Source organism: Nocardia aurantiaca, assembly GCF_009708175.1.
Classification (GTDB): domain Bacteria; phylum Actinomycetota; class Actinomycetes; order Mycobacteriales; family Mycobacteriaceae; genus Nocardia; species Nocardia aurantiaca.
This window is the reverse complement of sequence record NZ_WMBB01000012.1, coordinates 139436-155181: the sequence shown is the minus strand read 5'-3', so window position 1 is coordinate 155181 and position 15746 is coordinate 139436. Positions and strand designations below refer to the sequence as shown.

Genomic DNA, 15746 nt, shown 5'->3' with positions numbered 1-15746 from the left:
GTTCGGCAGACGCGGATTCCTGACAGGAGCAGCGGCATCGGTGACCGCGGCGGTAGCCGCCAACGCGACCGGACCCGCACCCCGGGCCCGGGCCGATACGGATCCGGCCCGGCCCAACATTCTCGTCGTCATCGTCGACGAGATGCGCGCGCCCGTCTGGTTCCCGGACCAGCCGACCCTGGACCAACTACTGCCCAATCTGGCCCGCATCCGGCACGGCAGCGTCTCGTTCGAGCAGCACTACACCGCCGCCAATGACTGCACCGCCTCCCGCGGCGCGCTGGTGACCGGGCTCTACAGCCATCAGACCGGCTGCATGGTGGTCTCGGAATCCACGCTGTCCCCGCGCTTTCCCACCTGGGGCTCCATGTTGCGCGAGCACGGCTACGAGTCGACCTGGTGGGGCAAGTGGCATCTGGGGCACTACCCGGATCGGACGCCGGGGGCGCTGGAGGCGTACGGGTTCGCGGGCGGCACGTATCCATCGCCGAACGGCGCTCCCGGACAGGGGCTACAGGCCGATCCGAAGATCGTCGACGACTTCGTGGACTGGTTCGAGCACGATTCCGGCGGCTCGCCGTGGTGCACCACGGTGTCGCTGGTGAATCCGCACGATATCCAGTACTGGCCACGCTGGACCCGCCGCGACCAGGCCAACCTCGACATTCCGCGCTGGGTGGATCAGCTGCCGGACAATTTCGAGTCGCTGGAACAGCTTTCGGCCAAGCCGCGGCTGCAGATGGCGCTGGTGCAGGCGTCGGTGGTCGCCTTCGGGCTCGCGCCCTACGGCACCCCGGAGGCGACACAGGCCTGGATCGATATGCGCAACCTGTACTTATGGTTGCAACAACAGGTCGACGAGCAGATCGGCCGGGTGCTCGACACGCTGTACTCGCGACCGGAGGTCGCGGCCAATACGGTCATCGTATTCACCTCCGATCACGGCGATTACGCCGGATCGCACGGGTTGCACGGCAAGGGCGGCGGCGCCTACGACGAGGCCGTGCGAGTGCCGCTGTATGTGCACGACCCACGCGGATATCTGAGCCCGACTGGTTCCACCAGCGCCAGAACGCAACTCACCTCCAGCGTGGACCTCGCACCCCTGCTGCTGACCATCGCCACCGGCGGCGCGGACTGGCGCTCCGAGGACCGCTACGAGCATCTGCGCGGACGCCTGGACCTGGCGGCGGTGTGCCGCAATGCTTCCGCGGCCGGACGTCCCTGGATCGCGCACACCACCGACGAGTCCACCATCGAGGAGGCCGCGATCCTCTTCGACCACAACGCACCCGGCCATGTGGCCATGGTGCGCACGGCCGAGGCCAAGTTCGCCTCCTACTCCAAGTGGGTGGACGGCCGCGTGCAGATCGATTCGTCGGCCGAGCAGGAGTTCGAGCTCTACGACTACTCCACCGAGAACGGCCGCCTGGAGCTGGACAACCAGGCGGCGAGCGGAAATCCGCTGCGGGACAGCATGGAACAGCTGCTGGCGCAGGCCATCGATACCGAGATCCAGCAGCCGCTGCCCGGATACCTGAAAGATGCCCAGGAGCAAGGCATCGACGATTACCTGCAATCGAATCGCAGCATCGCCGCCCGGGCCGAGCGCCTGGGCAATTTCCTGGAGGACTTCCTCACCCCGCGGTGACGAACTCGCGCAGGGTGATCGGCGGGTGGCCGGTGAACCGCTCGATGGATTCGGTCACGCGGAACAACTCGTGACCGGATCCGATGGCGGCGAACATGGTCCACAGATGGGTCAGGTGTTCGACGGCCACCTCGTCGCGGTAGACCGTCATGGCCCACTCGGACCACTCGGCCGGATCGACGTTCCGGTAAGGGACGCCGAACAATTCGGCCACCTCGCCGACGGTCATGATCTCGCCCGCCAGCCACAGCACCGGATCCGCCGGCCCCTCGGCGCGCAGCACGCCCGCCCCGACCCCGGCCACGTCTTCGCCCGCGATAAGCGGTAGGACGGTATCGGGGGATCCGAGCGGCAGCGCGAGCTCACCGCGGTCGCCGATGGCCACGCGGAGGTTCTCGTAGAACACCGCCGCGCGGAGATGGACCGCGCCGATCCCGGCATTGTCCAGCACCTGTTCGGCCACCCAGTGCCGCCGCATGTGGGGGGTGCCCGCCTGCGGATCGGACCCCAGCTGCGAGGTCGCGACCACGCGCTCCAGGCCGCTCTGTCGTGCGACGGCGGCGAGAACCGCTGCGGCGTCCATCATTCCGGCGGTCACCGGGTAGGTGAAGTAGGCGCGGCGCACGCCCTGGAGAGCGGGCGTCACCGAGGTGATCTCGCGCAGATCACCGACCACGACCTCGGCACCGAGATCCTTCAGCGCTGCCGCGCGGCCGTCGTCGCTGTGCACGAAGGCGCGCACCGGCAGGCCCGCGTGCAGCAGTGTCTCGGCGACTCGCCGGCCGGTGCCGCCCTGGCTTCCACCGGCCGCGCCGGTGACGAGAATGGGTTCCATTGCGCTGCTCCTCACGCCTCGGCCGGCAACTGGAGGTCGAAAGCCCCGCGCTCGGCGAGGGTGGTCAGGAAATCGACGGCGTCGAACGCCTCACCGGGACTGGCGACTCCGCTCTCTGCTCCGCCCTCGGTGAGCCGCACGGCGGCCTCGACCGAGGCCAGCGCGGCGGCCGACCAGAGATCCCGCCCGGTCAGCGTCCCGGCCGCGGAACGGGAGGCCGCGAGAACCTGTGCGGCGATCATGAATTCGCTACCGGCGCGCGCGGCGGGATCGACCTGCTCACTGGTGAAGGCCTGCTCCTCCGCGAAGGTACGCGAGGTCAGCTGCGCCTCCACCGCCCTCGTGCGGGTGTGCCGGGGCACCGTGACCGGCTCCGGGAACGGCACGGGCGCGATCATGGGCCGCGGCCCCACCGGCGGCGGGAAGGCGAAGATCGCCTGCCGAGGCTCCACGAACCCGTACCGCTGCTCGCCGTTCTCGTAGCCGATGCGATCGGTGTCGGCGAACAGCAGCCGCGCCGTCTCCACCGCGCCGTGGGTCATCATCCACCGGGTGACGTTGTAGGCCACCGTGATCCGGTCGATATCGGGAACGCCGCGCGCGACCGCTCCGGCCAGCAGATCGCCCAGTCCCCCATAGAAACTCACGCTCGGCAGCATCGTGATCCCCGCTCGCTGCGCGGGCTCCTGAAAACCGTCGAACAGCCGCTTCACGTGATGCACCTCCACCGCGTGATCGACATAGTGGCAACCACCTTCGACGGCAGCCGTCGCCACCGGCAGACCGGTGGCGGCAAAGGGCCCCGCGCAATGAATGATCACGTCGGCGACCTCCGCCACCGCCCGCAAAGCTCCCGGATCATCCAGCGCCGCGGGCATCACCCGCGAATAACCCAACCCGGCAAGGGCATCCGGATCCCGCCCGGACACCACCACTTCCTTCCCCCGTGCGGTGAGATCGGCGGCGACAAGGCGACCGGTGTGACCGGTGGCCCCATAGATGGCGAATACGGTCATGAAGATCAACTCTTTTGACTCGACGGACAATTCGAACGTCTGTTCACGAATGTAGACCGCCGCGCCGACGAAAATTCATCGCTCGACGCCCGGCAATTTCACCGGCAAGATCAACAACTCTGAGGTACCCGGTCCTCGGCGGCACAGCCGCCCCGGCCGGCTGATCGACCCGCCCGCCACCCGTGTCCGGCTGGAGCAGGGAGATCCGGCGACGGCCGGGTCAGCCGTGCCACCATCGCCCGCACGGCCATCGAGACGCTCGTGCACGCGGAATCACGCGGACAGACCTTCGAGCGCCACGATGCGACCGAATCGCTGGATTGGAACACTGCTTTCACCGATCCGGTCGCAGGCCTGTCACAGCCGCTGCATCTACGAGCGCGGGCGCACCGGAGACTTCAGACCGTGGAATCAACGCGTGTGGCCAGCGCTTCGCGCAGCCGGGCGGATGGCCGAGCAGCTCGGCATCCTCTCGACGATACGAAGATTCAGCGCTTGGCGGCGGTGCGTTCCCTGATGCGGTTGAGGGTCAGGTGCCAGAAGGCGGTGGCCAGATCGAGCGGAACGCGGGGCTTGGCGGAACGCTTGGTCGCCTCCAGGCGGGTCTTACGCAGCAGATCGGCGGGAGCCTTGTCCGGGTGGCCGGTGTCGTACGGCGGGTGCGGGTCGTATTCGATGTACAGCTGGGTCATCTGTGCGACCTCCTCCCCCGCGATCGTGCCGACCAGCCACAGCCCGAGGTCGATTCCGGCGGAAACGCCTGCGGCGGTGGCGATCTTGCCGCTGTGCACGATGCGATCGTGCGGGCGCGACTCGGCCCCGAAGGCGGCCAGCGCGGGCTGCGCCGCCCAGTGCGTAGTGGCCGGATGACCGCGCAGGATGTCGGCGGCGGCCAGGATCAAGGCGCCGGAGCAGACCGAGGTGGTCCACTGCGTATTCGGGTGCACCGCGCGCAGCCAGTCGATGAGCTCGCGGTTGGCCATGGCCTCCGTGGTCGCCGCCTCCGAGCCGCCCACCAGCACCAGGTCCGGCGTGGGCGTCTCGGCGAAGGTGTGGGTCGCGCCCAGCGCCAGTACGCCGCTGTCGGACACGATCGGGCCGACTTCATTGGACACGAACCGCATTTCGCTGTCCGGGATCATTCGCAGCACCTCGTAGGGCCCGATCGCGTCCAGCACGGTCATGCCGGGATAGAGCACGATGGCGATCTGGAATGTCATGGGACACGCTCTCTTTCAGAATTTCGTGAACCGGGCGCGGTACTCGCCCGGCGGTATACCCAGGTGGCGGTGGAAGGTTCGGTACAGGGTCTCGGGGCTGCCGAGCCCGACGGCGGCGGCGACCCGGTCCATGGGTTGGTCGGTGGTCTCCAGCAGTCGGCGCGCCGCCGCGATGCGCACCCGTTCGACATAGCGGGCGGGCGTGGTCCCGGTCTCGCCGGCGAAAACGCGGGAGAAGTGCCGGGTACTCATGCCCACCCGCTCGGCCAGGGCGCGCAGCGACAGATCGGCCTGCGGGTTCTCCTCCATCCAAATCTGTAGCGCCCGTAGTGAATCGCGCTTCGGCGCGTTCGCGGCCAGCGGTGCGCTGAACTGGCTCTGGCCGCCCGGGCGGTGCAGATACACCACCATCCAGCGCGCCACCTCCCGCGCCAGGTCCGGTCCGTGGTCGGCGGCCACGATGGCCAGCGCCAGGTCGATCCCCGCGGTCACCCCGGCCGAGGTCCACATCGGCCCGTCGCGCACATAGATTCGGTCGGGCTCGGTGGTGATGGCCGGAAACTGCTGGGCCAGCAGCTCACCACCCGCCCAGTGCGTGGTGGCGCGGCGGCCGTCCAGCAGTCCGGCCCGGGCCAGCAGGAAGGTGCCCGAGCAGACCGAGCCGACCCGATCCGCCTCGGCGGCCACCCGCCGGATCCCGGAGACCAGCTCGGCGTCACCGGCCGCCGCCCAGAAGGCGATGCCGCCCACCACGAGCAAGGTGTCCAGTGATCCGGTCCAGGTGTCGAGCCCGTGCGCGGCGGTCACCTCGATGCCGCACGACGAGCGCACCGGACCGGCCTGCGCCGCGGCCAGTTCGACCCGGTATCCCGGATTCGCGCCGAGCACGGCCGCACCGGTGAACACGTCGGCGGGCCCGGCCAGATCCGTCAGCTGGAATCCGTCGAAGACCACGATCAGCACCACCCGCATGCCTTCAGCCTGCGGGCCCCGCTGCGTGGCGTCAATGACACGATCCTTGCAGATCCAGCCATGCGGACGATGGCCCGGCGGTTGCCACGGCGGCACACTTGATGTGAATGCGGGGCGGCTGCCGACACCGGTTCGCGAGTGGCGGTGGCGGGCCGGCGCCTGACCTATCGCATGCCGCTGCCGTTCCGGACCGCGCCGGTCACCGCCACCTCCGCGGTCGAGGGTCTGGGCACCACCTCGTTCAGCCCGCGGTCCACGAGGTTCGTTGCGCCGAAAACCTCTATCTCTCCACGACTTCCACGCTGGTCGCCATCGACGAAGGCACGCCGCGCAAGCTGACACCCGACGAACGCGAATATCCGGTCACCTTGGCGGGCCCGCGCGCTTAGAATCGTTCGTATCGCCTGGTCAGCGCTGCAAGGGGTACATCATGGCCAAGATGACCATTGTCGAATTGCTCGACGTGTTCAAAGGTATGACGCTGCTGGAGCTTTCGGAGTTCCTGAAGGCGTTCGAGGAGGAATTCGGCGTCACCGCCGCACCGCCGGTGGCCGTCCAAGCCGTGGCGTCCGCCGCCCCGGTCGAGGCGGCGGACGAGCAGAGCGAATTCGACCTCGTCCTGGAATCCTTCGGGGACAAGAAGATTCAAGTCATCAAGGCCATGCGCGAGATCATCCCCGGCCTCGGTCTCAAGGAGGCCAAGGACCTGGTCGAGGCCGCGCCCAAGACCGTCCTCGAGAAGGTCGACAAGGACTCCGCCGAGGCGGCCCGGATCAAACTCGAGGCCGCCGGGGCGCGCGCGGCTCTGCGCTGATCAGTCCTGTGGGCGGCGGCGCGGGGCCGTTTCCAGGTCCGCGCCGACCTGGTCGCGGGTGATCTTCCTGCGACTACGCCGTCGGCCCCGGCGCAAGCACCGGGGCCACGGCACGATCCTGCGGAATCCCGGTACGGGATCCACGCATGCCTTCCGGCGGAAGCCTTCCGCGGGCGGAAGGTTCAGACTCCCTGCGACTCCGCACGTGCCTGCATCCACCCGTCGAATAACGAAAACGCCTGCCGTCCCGCATGATTCAGGACAGCAGGCGAGGAGATCCGAACTCAGCGGGTGCTGTGTACGCCGAGCGAGGCGCTGAAGACCGCGGCACGGGACCGCGCGGACCGCAGGTTGGCCCGCTCCTGGGGGGTCAGCGCGGAGCGGGAACGCCCGCCGAGGACCGACAGCACGGTCAGTGGGTTACGGGTGAAGTTGATGAAAGCCATGACAGCCCTCCTTCAGGAGATATGCCGACTCGCCGAACTACAGAACAGCAGTTCCGCAACGGCTGGCCGGGAACAGTGAGAGTGATCGAATCGGTCTCGGACACGGACTGTCGCCGTGCTTCATTCGTCCCTCACCTCCTCGCCCATGCGCCGTGATACCGATTACGAACCTCGCGGGTCGCGAGGCACAGACCGGCGATTATTCCCCAGCCGCGAGGCATTGGTCAAGTTTTGTTCACCTTACGTTCATTTTCAGGGTGCGGCTTGTCCATACGCTGCGCCCTCATGATCGCGAGGTGCGGCGCGAGCGGCGCCCGCGCCCGCCGCAGCGCCCACACCCGGGAGCCCGTCCAGGAGCGGGCCGTCCGGACCGACGCGGTCGACATGTCATGGACCGGGGTTGTCGCCGGCCTCAGCGCCTCGGCGGCGCCGGTGACAGCGGCCGCGCACCTGCGGGCATACGGTTTTCAGCTGGTCGGTCAAGTCCCATCGAGCACGACCCAGCTCGGCGGAATCATGTGACTGGACAACCACTTTCGCGCCGCGGCCAGGAGCCACGCCCCGGTCGCCGGTCGACGGTCGTTGCATCAGTGAATCTTCAGTCCGCCGACCGGCTCGCGTGCAACAGGGGCGCGCGACCGTTCCCGGCGGACAGGTCGGCCAGCGGTTCGCCGAGGTACTCCGCGAACAGGTCCGGCAGTGAACGGGCTTCGACAGTGTCGAAACCGAACGACCGCAGCAGGCTGTCGATCTCCTCGGCTTCGAAGAAGCTCAGCCAGGGCTCGTTCATCGCCGCGATCCGTTCGGACCGGGCCCGCACGTACGCGCGTTCCTCGTCCGTCGTTCCCGCACTCAGGTAATCGAGAACCAGATGCACGGGCCGCCCCTGGTCCACGATGAATCGCAAGGTTTCCTCGATGGCGGGCCGCGTCAGATACATGACGACGCCGAGCCAGACGAAGACGGCCGACTTCTCCCGGTCGACACCGGCGGCGGCCAAACTCTCCGCCAGCGTGTCGGTTTCGAAGTCCACCGGCACGAAGGTGAGCGACTCGGGAATCTCGATAGCCGCTTGTGCGAGCATCTCGCGCTTCCACCCCTGGGTGTCGGGATGATCGACCTCGAACACCCGCAGGCCGGGATGCGGATTCCGGTATCCGAAGGTATCGAGACCCGCGCCCAGAATCACCACCTGCTCGGTGCCCTCGGCGACCGCCCGCGCCACCACCTCTTCGGCGAACCGCGCCCGGGCGCCCAGGAAATAGCGCCGCAGCCGCCGCCGCGGGTCGTTCCCGCCCGGCCGGTCCAAAACCGCGGCGTCCACATCGGCGATCCGGTCGGCGGTCAGCCCCAGAATCCGGGCCGCCAGGGGATCGGTGAACACCCGCGGCTCCCCCGAGAGCTGGTGATAGGCGCGCGCGTACGCGGTCGCCAAGGCTGTCTTGCTGGCCCGGCCGGTCTCCATGGGATCAGCCTAGAGGCGATCCGGACACACGGAGCTATGGGAAACAACTCATACCGGGATGGTCGGCCCGGCCTCCTGGCTCAGTCGAAGCACTGCGATCATCGGGCCGGACAGGGCGCTGTCGCCTGGCCGGCCCGACGAACCGACAGTTTGCGGGCGAGCCGCTTCGGCCTATTCGACGGCCAGCCGAGTAGGCAGGGGCGCGAGGGAGAAGTTCTTCCAGATATACGTGTCCATCTGGTGCTGGTCGAGGGACAGATTATCGACTCGATCTACCTTGCCGTCAGCATTGAAGTGCCACACCAGCGCCCACATCGTGTCGACCGCCCCTTCACCCTTGGTCGAATAGCCACGATGGATGTCGACGACGTATTCCTCGTTGGCCTCGAGGAAGAAGGTCTCGGCCTTCATGCCCGCCTTCGCCAACTGGTCGAAGAAAGCGAGCACTTCTTCCACCCATGCTTGGTGCCGGACAGCGCGTGATGGCCGGGGATTGTCCAGGCGATGTCATCGGTCAGGACGGCCTTCATGCCGTCCAGGTCGTAACGACCGTATGCCTCGAAAAACTCGCTGATGGCCTTGATCTTTGGATCCTGCTGTACCACTGCAAATTTCCTTTCCAAGTTGATTGAGAACACGATCGCGAACGCACCGGATGCGACGCAGGCGACGGATGACAGCCGCCTGACCGCGCCCCGTGAAATCCGGCTATCTGCTCCTGCGCAGCCACTCACCGCGACGCCGATTCCGCTAATAGGATTCGGCTGAACAGGATTCGAACAATCGATCCCGAGCGACTGATCGACGGACCACACCGGACCAATGGACGATCCGCGGAGGGCCTCAGGTGGGATTGAGCTGGGAATGCACGGCAGTGGCGGCGAAGTGCTGCCGGTAGCGGTCGGGGGTGGTCGACAACCGCCGCGAGATAACCCGATGCAGCGTCTTGCCATGCTTGTAGCCGACCGTGCGAGCGATCGCGTCAACGGTGAGGTCGGTGCTCTCCAGCAATCTACGAGCCGCCTCCAGCCGCAAGGTCTCGATGAACTGCGCAGGAGTGGTGCCCGTCTCGGCGCGGAACGTCCGAGCGAAGGTGCGTTCGCTCATCCCTGCCCGGCTGGCCAGCGCTGCGATCGTCAGATCCCCGGTCAGGTGCTCGGGCAGCCATTGCTGCACCGCCCGGATCGACGGCGTCCGGGCGGGCTGGCTTCGCAGCTGCGCGCTGTACTGCTCCTGTCCACCTGCCCGCCGGACGAAAATCACCAGTTGCCGGGCGATGAGCTGCGCGATCTCCGTGCCCAGATCGGCGTCCACCAACGCCAGCGCCATATCGATGCCCGCGCTGACTCCGGCCGATGTCCAGCGACTGCGGTCGTGAACGAAAATCCGGTCCGGCTCCACCTTTACCAGTGGAAACGCCCGGGCCAGATGATCGCAGGCGCCCCAGTGCGTGGTGGCTCGATACCCGTCCAGCAGCCCCGCGGCGGCCAGCACCAACGCGCCTGCGCACACCGAGGTGATCCGCTGGGACCGCCGCGCGAGGGCGGGCAACTGCTGCGCCACCTCCGACGACGTCTTCGGCACGAACGCCCCCGCGCCCCCGACCACCAGCAGGGTGTCGATCGCCTCGGTGGTGGCGGCCATCTCCTCCAGCGCTCGGTCGGCAACGAAACTCGCCCCGCCCGCGAGGTCGATCGTCCGGCCACCCGGCGACGCCGTGATCAGCCGATAGGCCGGACCACCGACCGCGTGGTTGGCCGTGGCCAGCACATCCAGCGGACCTGCCAGGTCGAGCAGCTGGAAACCGTCATAGACGACCACCACGACCGTTCGCGTAAACACGTCGACATTATGGTCGCTGTCCGACACGTACCGATGCCGCGGGACATGGCGGGTGCCCGCTGGACCGGCACCGCGCCTGCATGCGAGCCACACGCCCGAGGCGGACATACCGCGTCAGCCGATCCGGTGTTCCGGCACCTGGGTTGCGAGAAAGCGGACAATGAGTTCGGTTGTGGCATCGGGCTTTTCCGAATGCAGATAGTGGCCGCCCGCTATGGTCGCGAGCTGCCCGATACCTGTCGGCAGCGCGGAGATGACCGCTTCGCCCTCAGCCGTCGGATCGACGAAATCCGGGTCCAAGGTGCCCATGATCACCAGCACGGGGCAGGCGACATTGGGCAACTGCGCCTGCGCGTCGGCCGGCGTGGACTTGCCGGTCTTCATGAATTCCGCCATCCGCCCCGGTTCCCGCAACGTGGCCGCCAATTCCGCCATGTACGCGGCATAGTCGGCCGGCTTGCTCGGATAGGCCAGGTCGAGGTAGCGAAGCCACCAGCGCAGGCTTCCCGCCGCGGTCATACCGAGCCGCAGCATCCCCTGCCGATACCGGCGCACCCGGCAGAAACCCGACATGCTGAACTTTTGGACCAGTGTGAACGGGTTGATCTCTACTACGCCCGCGACCAACTCCGGTGCGGTGGCAGCGGCGATCGTCGCCGCGCCCCCGGAAATCGAATGTCCGACGATCATCGCCGGACCGCCGAAATGCTTGATCACCTCGACCATATCCCGCGCCACATCGGTCCGGCTGATGGCCGCCCGCCCGGTCTCCGACACCCAGTCCATGGATGACTGGCCATGCCCTCGGATATCCATATTGACAACCCGGTAGCCCGCCGCCGCCAACCGCGGCGCCACGGCACGGTACGCCTGACGGTGGTCACCGATGCCGTGCGCCAACAGCACGAGCGGCCCCTCCCCGAGCACGTCGTACGCGATCCGGCCACCGGCCAATTCCACGAATTCGGTCACTGCTCCGCCTCTCCTGGAATCCCTGCAGGTCAGGGACACACTGTGATGACCGAATTGAACGGCAGAACGCCGCCGGGATCGAGGACGGCGGCAGACCCGGTCACCGAGCTGGCAGGGATCGTCACCCCGCTGTACCGGGCCCGGCTCGAGGCTCTCGCGGCCGCGCCAATAGTGCGTCGGCGGGATCTACCCGACAGGTGGACCGGCCGGCCGGCTCGGGGCATTGGCCGAGGATCTGATACCGCGATCGACCGCGGAGCGGTGTGATCAGGACTTCCAGCGCGGGCGGGTCGCTGACCAGCCGCCATCAGGTCACGACTAGCTAGCCTTTGGCTGTGACTGTGTTGAGCCCGAAGGCGCTGCTGTTCGACGTGCAAGGGACCGCTACCGATTTTCATTCGACGATTCGGCGTGCCGCCGCGGCCGCCGCCGAGGATCTCGCTCCGGGACAGGACTGGGGCGGGTTCGTCGACGAGTGGCGGGCGGCCTATTTCGCGGAGACATCCCAGCAGCCGGAGCATGGGCCTTGGGTGAGCGTGGCTTCGGTGTACCGGAAGACGTTGGACCCCTTGCTCGATGCCAGGGACATCGCATTGGCGACCGCGGAACGCGACGAGTTGGCTCGGGCATGGTCGCGGCTGGATCCGTGGCCGGACACTGTGCCGGGGTTGCGCCGCCTGCGAAACCGATTCACGCTGGCGACGCTTTCGAATGCGGATGTCAGTGCGGTGGTGGAGATTTCGCGGCACGGGGACCTGCCCTGGCATGCGATCTTCGCGGCCGAGATGGTGGGGGCCTTCAAGCCTGATCCGCGGACGTATGGACTCGCGGCGCGGTATCTGGGGCTGGCGCCCGCGGAGATCATGATGGTGGCCGCTCACAAGTACGACATCAGGGCGGCCAAGGAGCTCGGGTTCCGGACGGCATTCGTCGCGCGGCCGCTGGAGTACGGGGATCCGGCCCTGGGGGATGCGGAGTTCTCCGACGAATTCGATATCAATGCCGTGGATTTCCTGGATCTCGCCGACCAGCTCGGCTGCTGAGGGCCCCGGGGTCTCCTACAGTGGCAAGTGGACGTCTCGATACGGGAGGATCGGCCTTGTCCACAATGCTTGTGAAGGGTCAGAACGGACCGCTGGCCGCGTCGGAGGTGATGATCTCCGTCCGGGTCGCGGCGGCCGCCGACTTGTCCGCGCTGCTGGTGACCGACCAGGGAAAGGTGCGCTCGGACTCGGATTTCGTGTTCTACAACCAGCCGGCGGGACCGGGCGTGCGGTTGCGGAGCCAGGCGGCGGGCCGGCCCGCCGAACTGGCGGTGTCGCTGGCGCAGGTGCCCGCGGACATTACGCAGATCCGAGCGGTGGTCACGCTCGACGGCGCCGGCTCCACCTTCGGCGGGATCGCGCCGCCGGTCGCACTGGTCTCCGATCCGGCCGGTAATCCGCTCTACGAGTACAAGATCGAGGACCTGCAGAGCGAATCCATCGTGATCGCGGTCGAGCTGTACCGGCGCTTCGGGAACTGGAAAGTGCGCGCGGTCGGGCAGGGCTATGCGGGCGGCTTCGCCGCCCTGGTCACCGACCACGGGGTCACTGTCGAGGACACGCCGCGCCCCGTCGAGAGCCGCACGCCTCCCCCGCCGCCGACCTCCGCCTATCCGCCGCCTGTCGAGCCGACATACATCACGCCCAATTCGCCGTATCCGACTCAACCGCCGCCGAACTCGCCGTATCCGACTCAACCGCCGCCGAACTCGCCGTATCCGACTCAGCCACCGCCGAACTCGCCGTACCAGTCGCAGCAGCTGGCGCCACCGGCTCCGCCGCAGGCGAACGGTGAGGTCGGGCTGTCGCGTGGGCGTCCGGTGAACCTGTCCAAGGGGCAGCGCGTCACCCTGCGCAAGGAGGGCGGGGTCGCGCTGACGCGGATTCGGATGGGGCTCGGGTGGGATCCGGCCAAGCAGGGCGGGCTGTTCGGGAGGCGGCCGGTGAATATCGACCTGGACGCCTGGGTGGCCATGTTCGCCGACCGGCATCTGGCGGATGTCGCCTACTACGGGCAGCTGATGTCGAAGGACGGTTCGATCCGGCACTCCGGCGACAACCTCACCGGCGAGGGGGCCGCGGGCGACGACGAGGTGATCATGGTGGATCTGAGTCGTGTTCCGCGCCAGGTCAATACGCTGCTGTTCATCGTCACCTCGTATCAAGGCCACACCTTCGAGCAGGTCAGCAATGCCTACTGCCGGCTGGTGGACGACACCACACAGGCGGAGCTGGCCCGCTACGCGCTGGCGGGGGGCATGCCGTTCACGGCCATCGCCATGGCCAAGGTGTTCCGCGCGGACGGCGAATGGAAGCTCCAGGCCATCGGCGAGGGCTTCCAGGCCAAGCATCCCGGTGAGGCCGTGCCACAGCTGGGCCGGTTCATCACGGTCTGAACACGACCGGGGCGCGCCCGAAATGGACGTGCCCCGGCGGCACCCTCGACGCGCCGGGTCCGACAGCTCAGAGGAACCCGCCGACCTGGGCGGCCGCCTCGACCGGATGCCCCGCCTGGATCGGGTGGCCCAGCGCCTGCACCTTCCAGATGCCGTCCTCGCGATGGACTTTCGCCACCACCATGCCCGTGTGCGAACCGCGCGAACTCAGGTTGGACCGGGTGAGCTCGGTGCTGGTGGTGCCGTCGATCAAGCGCCAGAACGCATTGCGGACCTTCTCGAAGGTGTGGCCCGCGTACGAGGTGATGACGAAGACGATGGTGGTGACGTGCGAGCCGACCCGGGTCAGGTCGACGGTGATGACCTCGTCGTCGCCCTTGCCCTCACCGGTGAGGTTGTCGCCGGAGTGCCGGATGGCCCCGTCCTTGGTGACCAGCTGGCCGTAGTACGCGACGTCGACCAGATCGTGTCCGGCGTACACCAGCGCCGAGGCGTCCAGGTCGATCTCGACCGGCCGGGAGCCCCATTTGTGCTGCACGTGAACGGGATCCCAGCCCAGCCCCATCTTGACCAAGCTCAGGTCCGCGCCCTGCCGCCGCAGCGCCACCGTGTCGCCGGCGCGCAGCACGGGCGCGATGGCGGGGGCGGCCGAGGCCTGCGGCGTGTTGCTGATGGACACGCCGTGATCGGCGAGCAGCGCCGCGAAACCGCGAGGATGACCGAAGCCGACCGCGCGCGCGTACCATCCTTCCTCGCCGCGGTCCAAGTCCACAGCCGCCACGGTGGTCTCGTTGCCGAGACCATCGATCACGTACTCGTACAACGGGATTCCGCGTTCGTCGGCAATGCCGACATGCGGGGCCGGATAGTCGCCGAGGCGGCCGTCGCGGTCGTCCAGGGTGACCACGATGCGGATGTGCGCTACCCCCGGCGGCACCGAGGACAGGCTCACCGCGAGGGCGTTCTGCCCGGGCACCAGCTGAACACCGGACCCCGTGGGTTGGTTGTAGAAGATCAGATCCGTATCGCCGCGGACCGCGCCGCGATCGGTGAGGAGCAGCGCGGCCAGATCGATACCCGCGCTGAAGTGCACCGTCACGGTGATGTCCGCGACGCCCAGTTCGCCGGTCTGCCCTTGGGTGAGAAGTGCGGCCACGCTCCCACTTTATGGGATCCCTGGGCCGTCTGAGTGAAACGAAGAGATATCGCTTCTACGCGCGCGAACCCTAGGACATCCCACAGCGCCAGGCCATCCCCCGACGAATCGTTTTATGCCACAACACCAATCGGTCGCATGATCAGTAACGTACGAGTAGCCTACTCGTAAGTAGCCTATGCGGTTACCGTCTGGTAGGGACAACAGACAGGCAGATTGTCCGTCATCGTGGTCGGGCGTTCACGGGCATGAAAACGTAAGGGACAGTTTTGGTTCAGTCGGGTGCACCGGTCGTTCGCCGCGCCACGGAGGCCGACATCGAAGACATGGTCCGGGTCATCGCCCTGGCCTTCGAGTCCGACGATCCGATCGAGGACTACGTCTTCCCCAATCCCGAAGTACGACGCCGGCGCACGCCGGGCATGCTTCGCATCCTCATCAAGCACCGCTACCTGCCCGCCGACGCGGCCACCGTGGCACTGGTCGACGACAAAATCGTCGGCGCGCTGCTCTGGATTCCACACGGGTACCGCAGTCCCGCATGGCGGGAGGCGATTTCGGGTCCCCAGCTGCTCTGGGCCATGGGTCCGGGCGCGACCCGGCGCGGGATCGAGGTGGATGCCGCCATCGCCCGCAGCGCGCCCGTCGAGCCGCACGACTACATGGTCTATCTGGGCGCCGATCCGCAGGCCCAGCGCGCGGGTGTGGGCCGCGCGCTCACGTCCCGATTGATCGCCGACGCCGACGCCGCCGGACGTGCGGTGTGCGGAATCTGCAAGGACGACAACGTCCGCTACTACGAGCCTTTCGGCTTCGAGCGGGCCGCCCGGACCCGAATCGGGAGTAAGGGTCCGGAGCTGAACTTCATGCTGCGACCGGCAGCACGGGTCAGCGCAGGCTGACGGATGCGGTGGAGG

At 67.6% G+C, this 15746-nt stretch carries 17 protein-coding genes; 6 read left to right on the top strand and 11 right to left on the bottom strand.

Features of this window, described 5'->3' with window-relative positions:
• Nucleotides 1-40 precede the first annotated feature (40 nt).
• Nucleotides 41-1651 (top strand): sulfatase-like hydrolase/transferase, encoded by a 1611-nt coding sequence (locus GLP40_RS24990; RefSeq protein ID WP_328290622.1) that lies wholly within the window; start codon nucleotides 41-43, stop codon nucleotides 1649-1651.
• Here the strand turns inward: GLP40_RS24990 and GLP40_RS24985 are convergent.
• The 4 genes from GLP40_RS24985 to GLP40_RS24970 form a co-directional block, all read right to left on the bottom strand.
• Nucleotides 1638-2486, bottom strand: coding sequence for an NAD(P)H-binding protein (locus GLP40_RS24985; protein WP_154790434.1), 849 nt, complete (start codon nucleotides 2484-2486; stop codon nucleotides 1638-1640). The genes GLP40_RS24990 and GLP40_RS24985 overlap by 14 nt on opposite strands.
• An 11-nt stretch (nucleotides 2487-2497) precedes the next feature.
• A complete protein-coding gene (locus GLP40_RS24980; protein WP_154790433.1) occupies nucleotides 2498-3502 on the bottom strand; it encodes a saccharopine dehydrogenase NADP-binding domain-containing protein in 1005 nt (334 codons plus the stop codon).
• Between the two features lie 488 nt (nucleotides 3503-3990).
• Nucleotides 3991-4722: a DJ-1/PfpI family protein gene (locus tag GLP40_RS24975; protein ID WP_154790432.1), complete on the bottom strand. Its 732-nt coding sequence runs from the start codon at nucleotides 4720-4722 to the stop codon at nucleotides 3991-3993.
• A 15-nt stretch (nucleotides 4723-4737) separates the two neighbouring features.
• Nucleotides 4738-5694, bottom strand: a complete 957-nt coding sequence (locus tag GLP40_RS24970; RefSeq protein WP_154790431.1) for a GlxA family transcriptional regulator — start codon at nucleotides 5692-5694, stop codon at nucleotides 4738-4740.
• Between the two features lie 430 nt (nucleotides 5695-6124).
• Between GLP40_RS24970 and rplL the strand changes: the two genes are divergently transcribed.
• On the top strand, nucleotides 6125-6508 hold the full coding sequence (rplL, locus tag GLP40_RS24965) for a 50S ribosomal protein L7/L12 (RefSeq protein WP_154790430.1): 384 nt from the start codon (nucleotides 6125-6127) through the stop codon (nucleotides 6506-6508).
• 284 nt (nucleotides 6509-6792) lie between these two features.
• On the opposite strand, the gene GLP40_RS24960 is transcribed toward rplL, so the two are convergent.
• A complete protein-coding gene (locus tag GLP40_RS24960; RefSeq protein WP_154790429.1) occupies nucleotides 6793-6954 on the bottom strand; it encodes a hypothetical protein in 162 nt (53 codons plus the stop codon).
• A gap of 285 nt (nucleotides 6955-7239) precedes the next feature.
• Between GLP40_RS24960 and GLP40_RS24955 the strand changes: the two genes are divergently transcribed.
• The gene (locus GLP40_RS24955; RefSeq protein ID WP_154790428.1) at nucleotides 7240-7476 is read left to right on the top strand and encodes a hypothetical protein; all 237 of its coding nucleotides are present in this window, start codon (nucleotides 7240-7242) and stop codon (nucleotides 7474-7476) included.
• A 76-nt stretch (nucleotides 7477-7552) separates the two neighbouring features.
• Here GLP40_RS24955 and GLP40_RS24950 read toward each other — a convergent pair whose 3' ends face one another.
• The 5 genes from GLP40_RS24950 to GLP40_RS24930 form a co-directional block, all read right to left on the bottom strand.
• On the bottom strand, nucleotides 7553-8419 hold the full coding sequence (locus GLP40_RS24950) for a class I SAM-dependent methyltransferase (RefSeq protein ID WP_154790427.1): 867 nt from the start codon (nucleotides 8417-8419) through the stop codon (nucleotides 7553-7555).
• A 171-nt stretch (nucleotides 8420-8590) separates the two neighbouring features.
• On the bottom strand, nucleotides 8591-8866 hold the full coding sequence (locus GLP40_RS24945) for a hypothetical protein (protein WP_154790426.1): 276 nt from the start codon (nucleotides 8864-8866) through the stop codon (nucleotides 8591-8593).
• A complete protein-coding gene (locus GLP40_RS24940) occupies nucleotides 8827-9234 on the bottom strand; it encodes a nuclear transport factor 2 family protein (protein WP_154790425.1) in 408 nt (135 codons plus the stop codon). The genes GLP40_RS24945 and GLP40_RS24940 overlap by 40 nt, the downstream gene beginning before the upstream one ends.
• A 28-nt stretch (nucleotides 9235-9262) precedes the next feature.
• The gene (locus GLP40_RS24935) at nucleotides 9263-10261 is read right to left on the bottom strand and encodes a GlxA family transcriptional regulator (protein ID WP_328290621.1); all 999 of its coding nucleotides are present in this window, start codon (nucleotides 10259-10261) and stop codon (nucleotides 9263-9265) included.
• A gap of 114 nt (nucleotides 10262-10375) precedes the next feature.
• Complete coding sequence (locus tag GLP40_RS24930; protein ID WP_328290620.1) at nucleotides 10376-11233, bottom strand: alpha/beta fold hydrolase; 858 nt, start codon at nucleotides 11231-11233, stop codon at nucleotides 10376-10378.
• A gap of 335 nt (nucleotides 11234-11568) precedes the next feature.
• Between GLP40_RS24930 and GLP40_RS24925 the strand changes: the two genes are divergently transcribed.
• Together GLP40_RS24925 and GLP40_RS24920 are read left to right on the top strand one after the other, a co-directional pair.
• Nucleotides 11569-12276: a haloacid dehalogenase type II gene (locus tag GLP40_RS24925; protein WP_328290619.1), complete on the top strand. Its 708-nt coding sequence runs from the start codon at nucleotides 11569-11571 to the stop codon at nucleotides 12274-12276.
• Between the two features lie 56 nt (nucleotides 12277-12332).
• On the top strand, nucleotides 12333-13673 hold the full coding sequence (locus tag GLP40_RS24920; protein WP_154790423.1) for a TerD family protein: 1341 nt from the start codon (nucleotides 12333-12335) through the stop codon (nucleotides 13671-13673).
• A 67-nt stretch (nucleotides 13674-13740) separates the two neighbouring features.
• Here GLP40_RS24920 and GLP40_RS24915 read toward each other — a convergent pair whose 3' ends face one another.
• Nucleotides 13741-14829, bottom strand: coding sequence for a TerD family protein (locus tag GLP40_RS24915; RefSeq protein ID WP_328290618.1), 1089 nt, complete (start codon nucleotides 14827-14829; stop codon nucleotides 13741-13743).
• A 269-nt stretch (nucleotides 14830-15098) separates the two neighbouring features.
• Here GLP40_RS24915 and GLP40_RS24910 point away from each other — a divergent pair, with 269 nt between their 5' ends.
• Nucleotides 15099-15731: a GNAT family N-acetyltransferase gene (locus GLP40_RS24910; protein ID WP_230329898.1), complete on the top strand. Its 633-nt coding sequence runs from the start codon at nucleotides 15099-15101 to the stop codon at nucleotides 15729-15731.
• Nucleotides 15732-15746 lie beyond the last annotated feature (15 nt).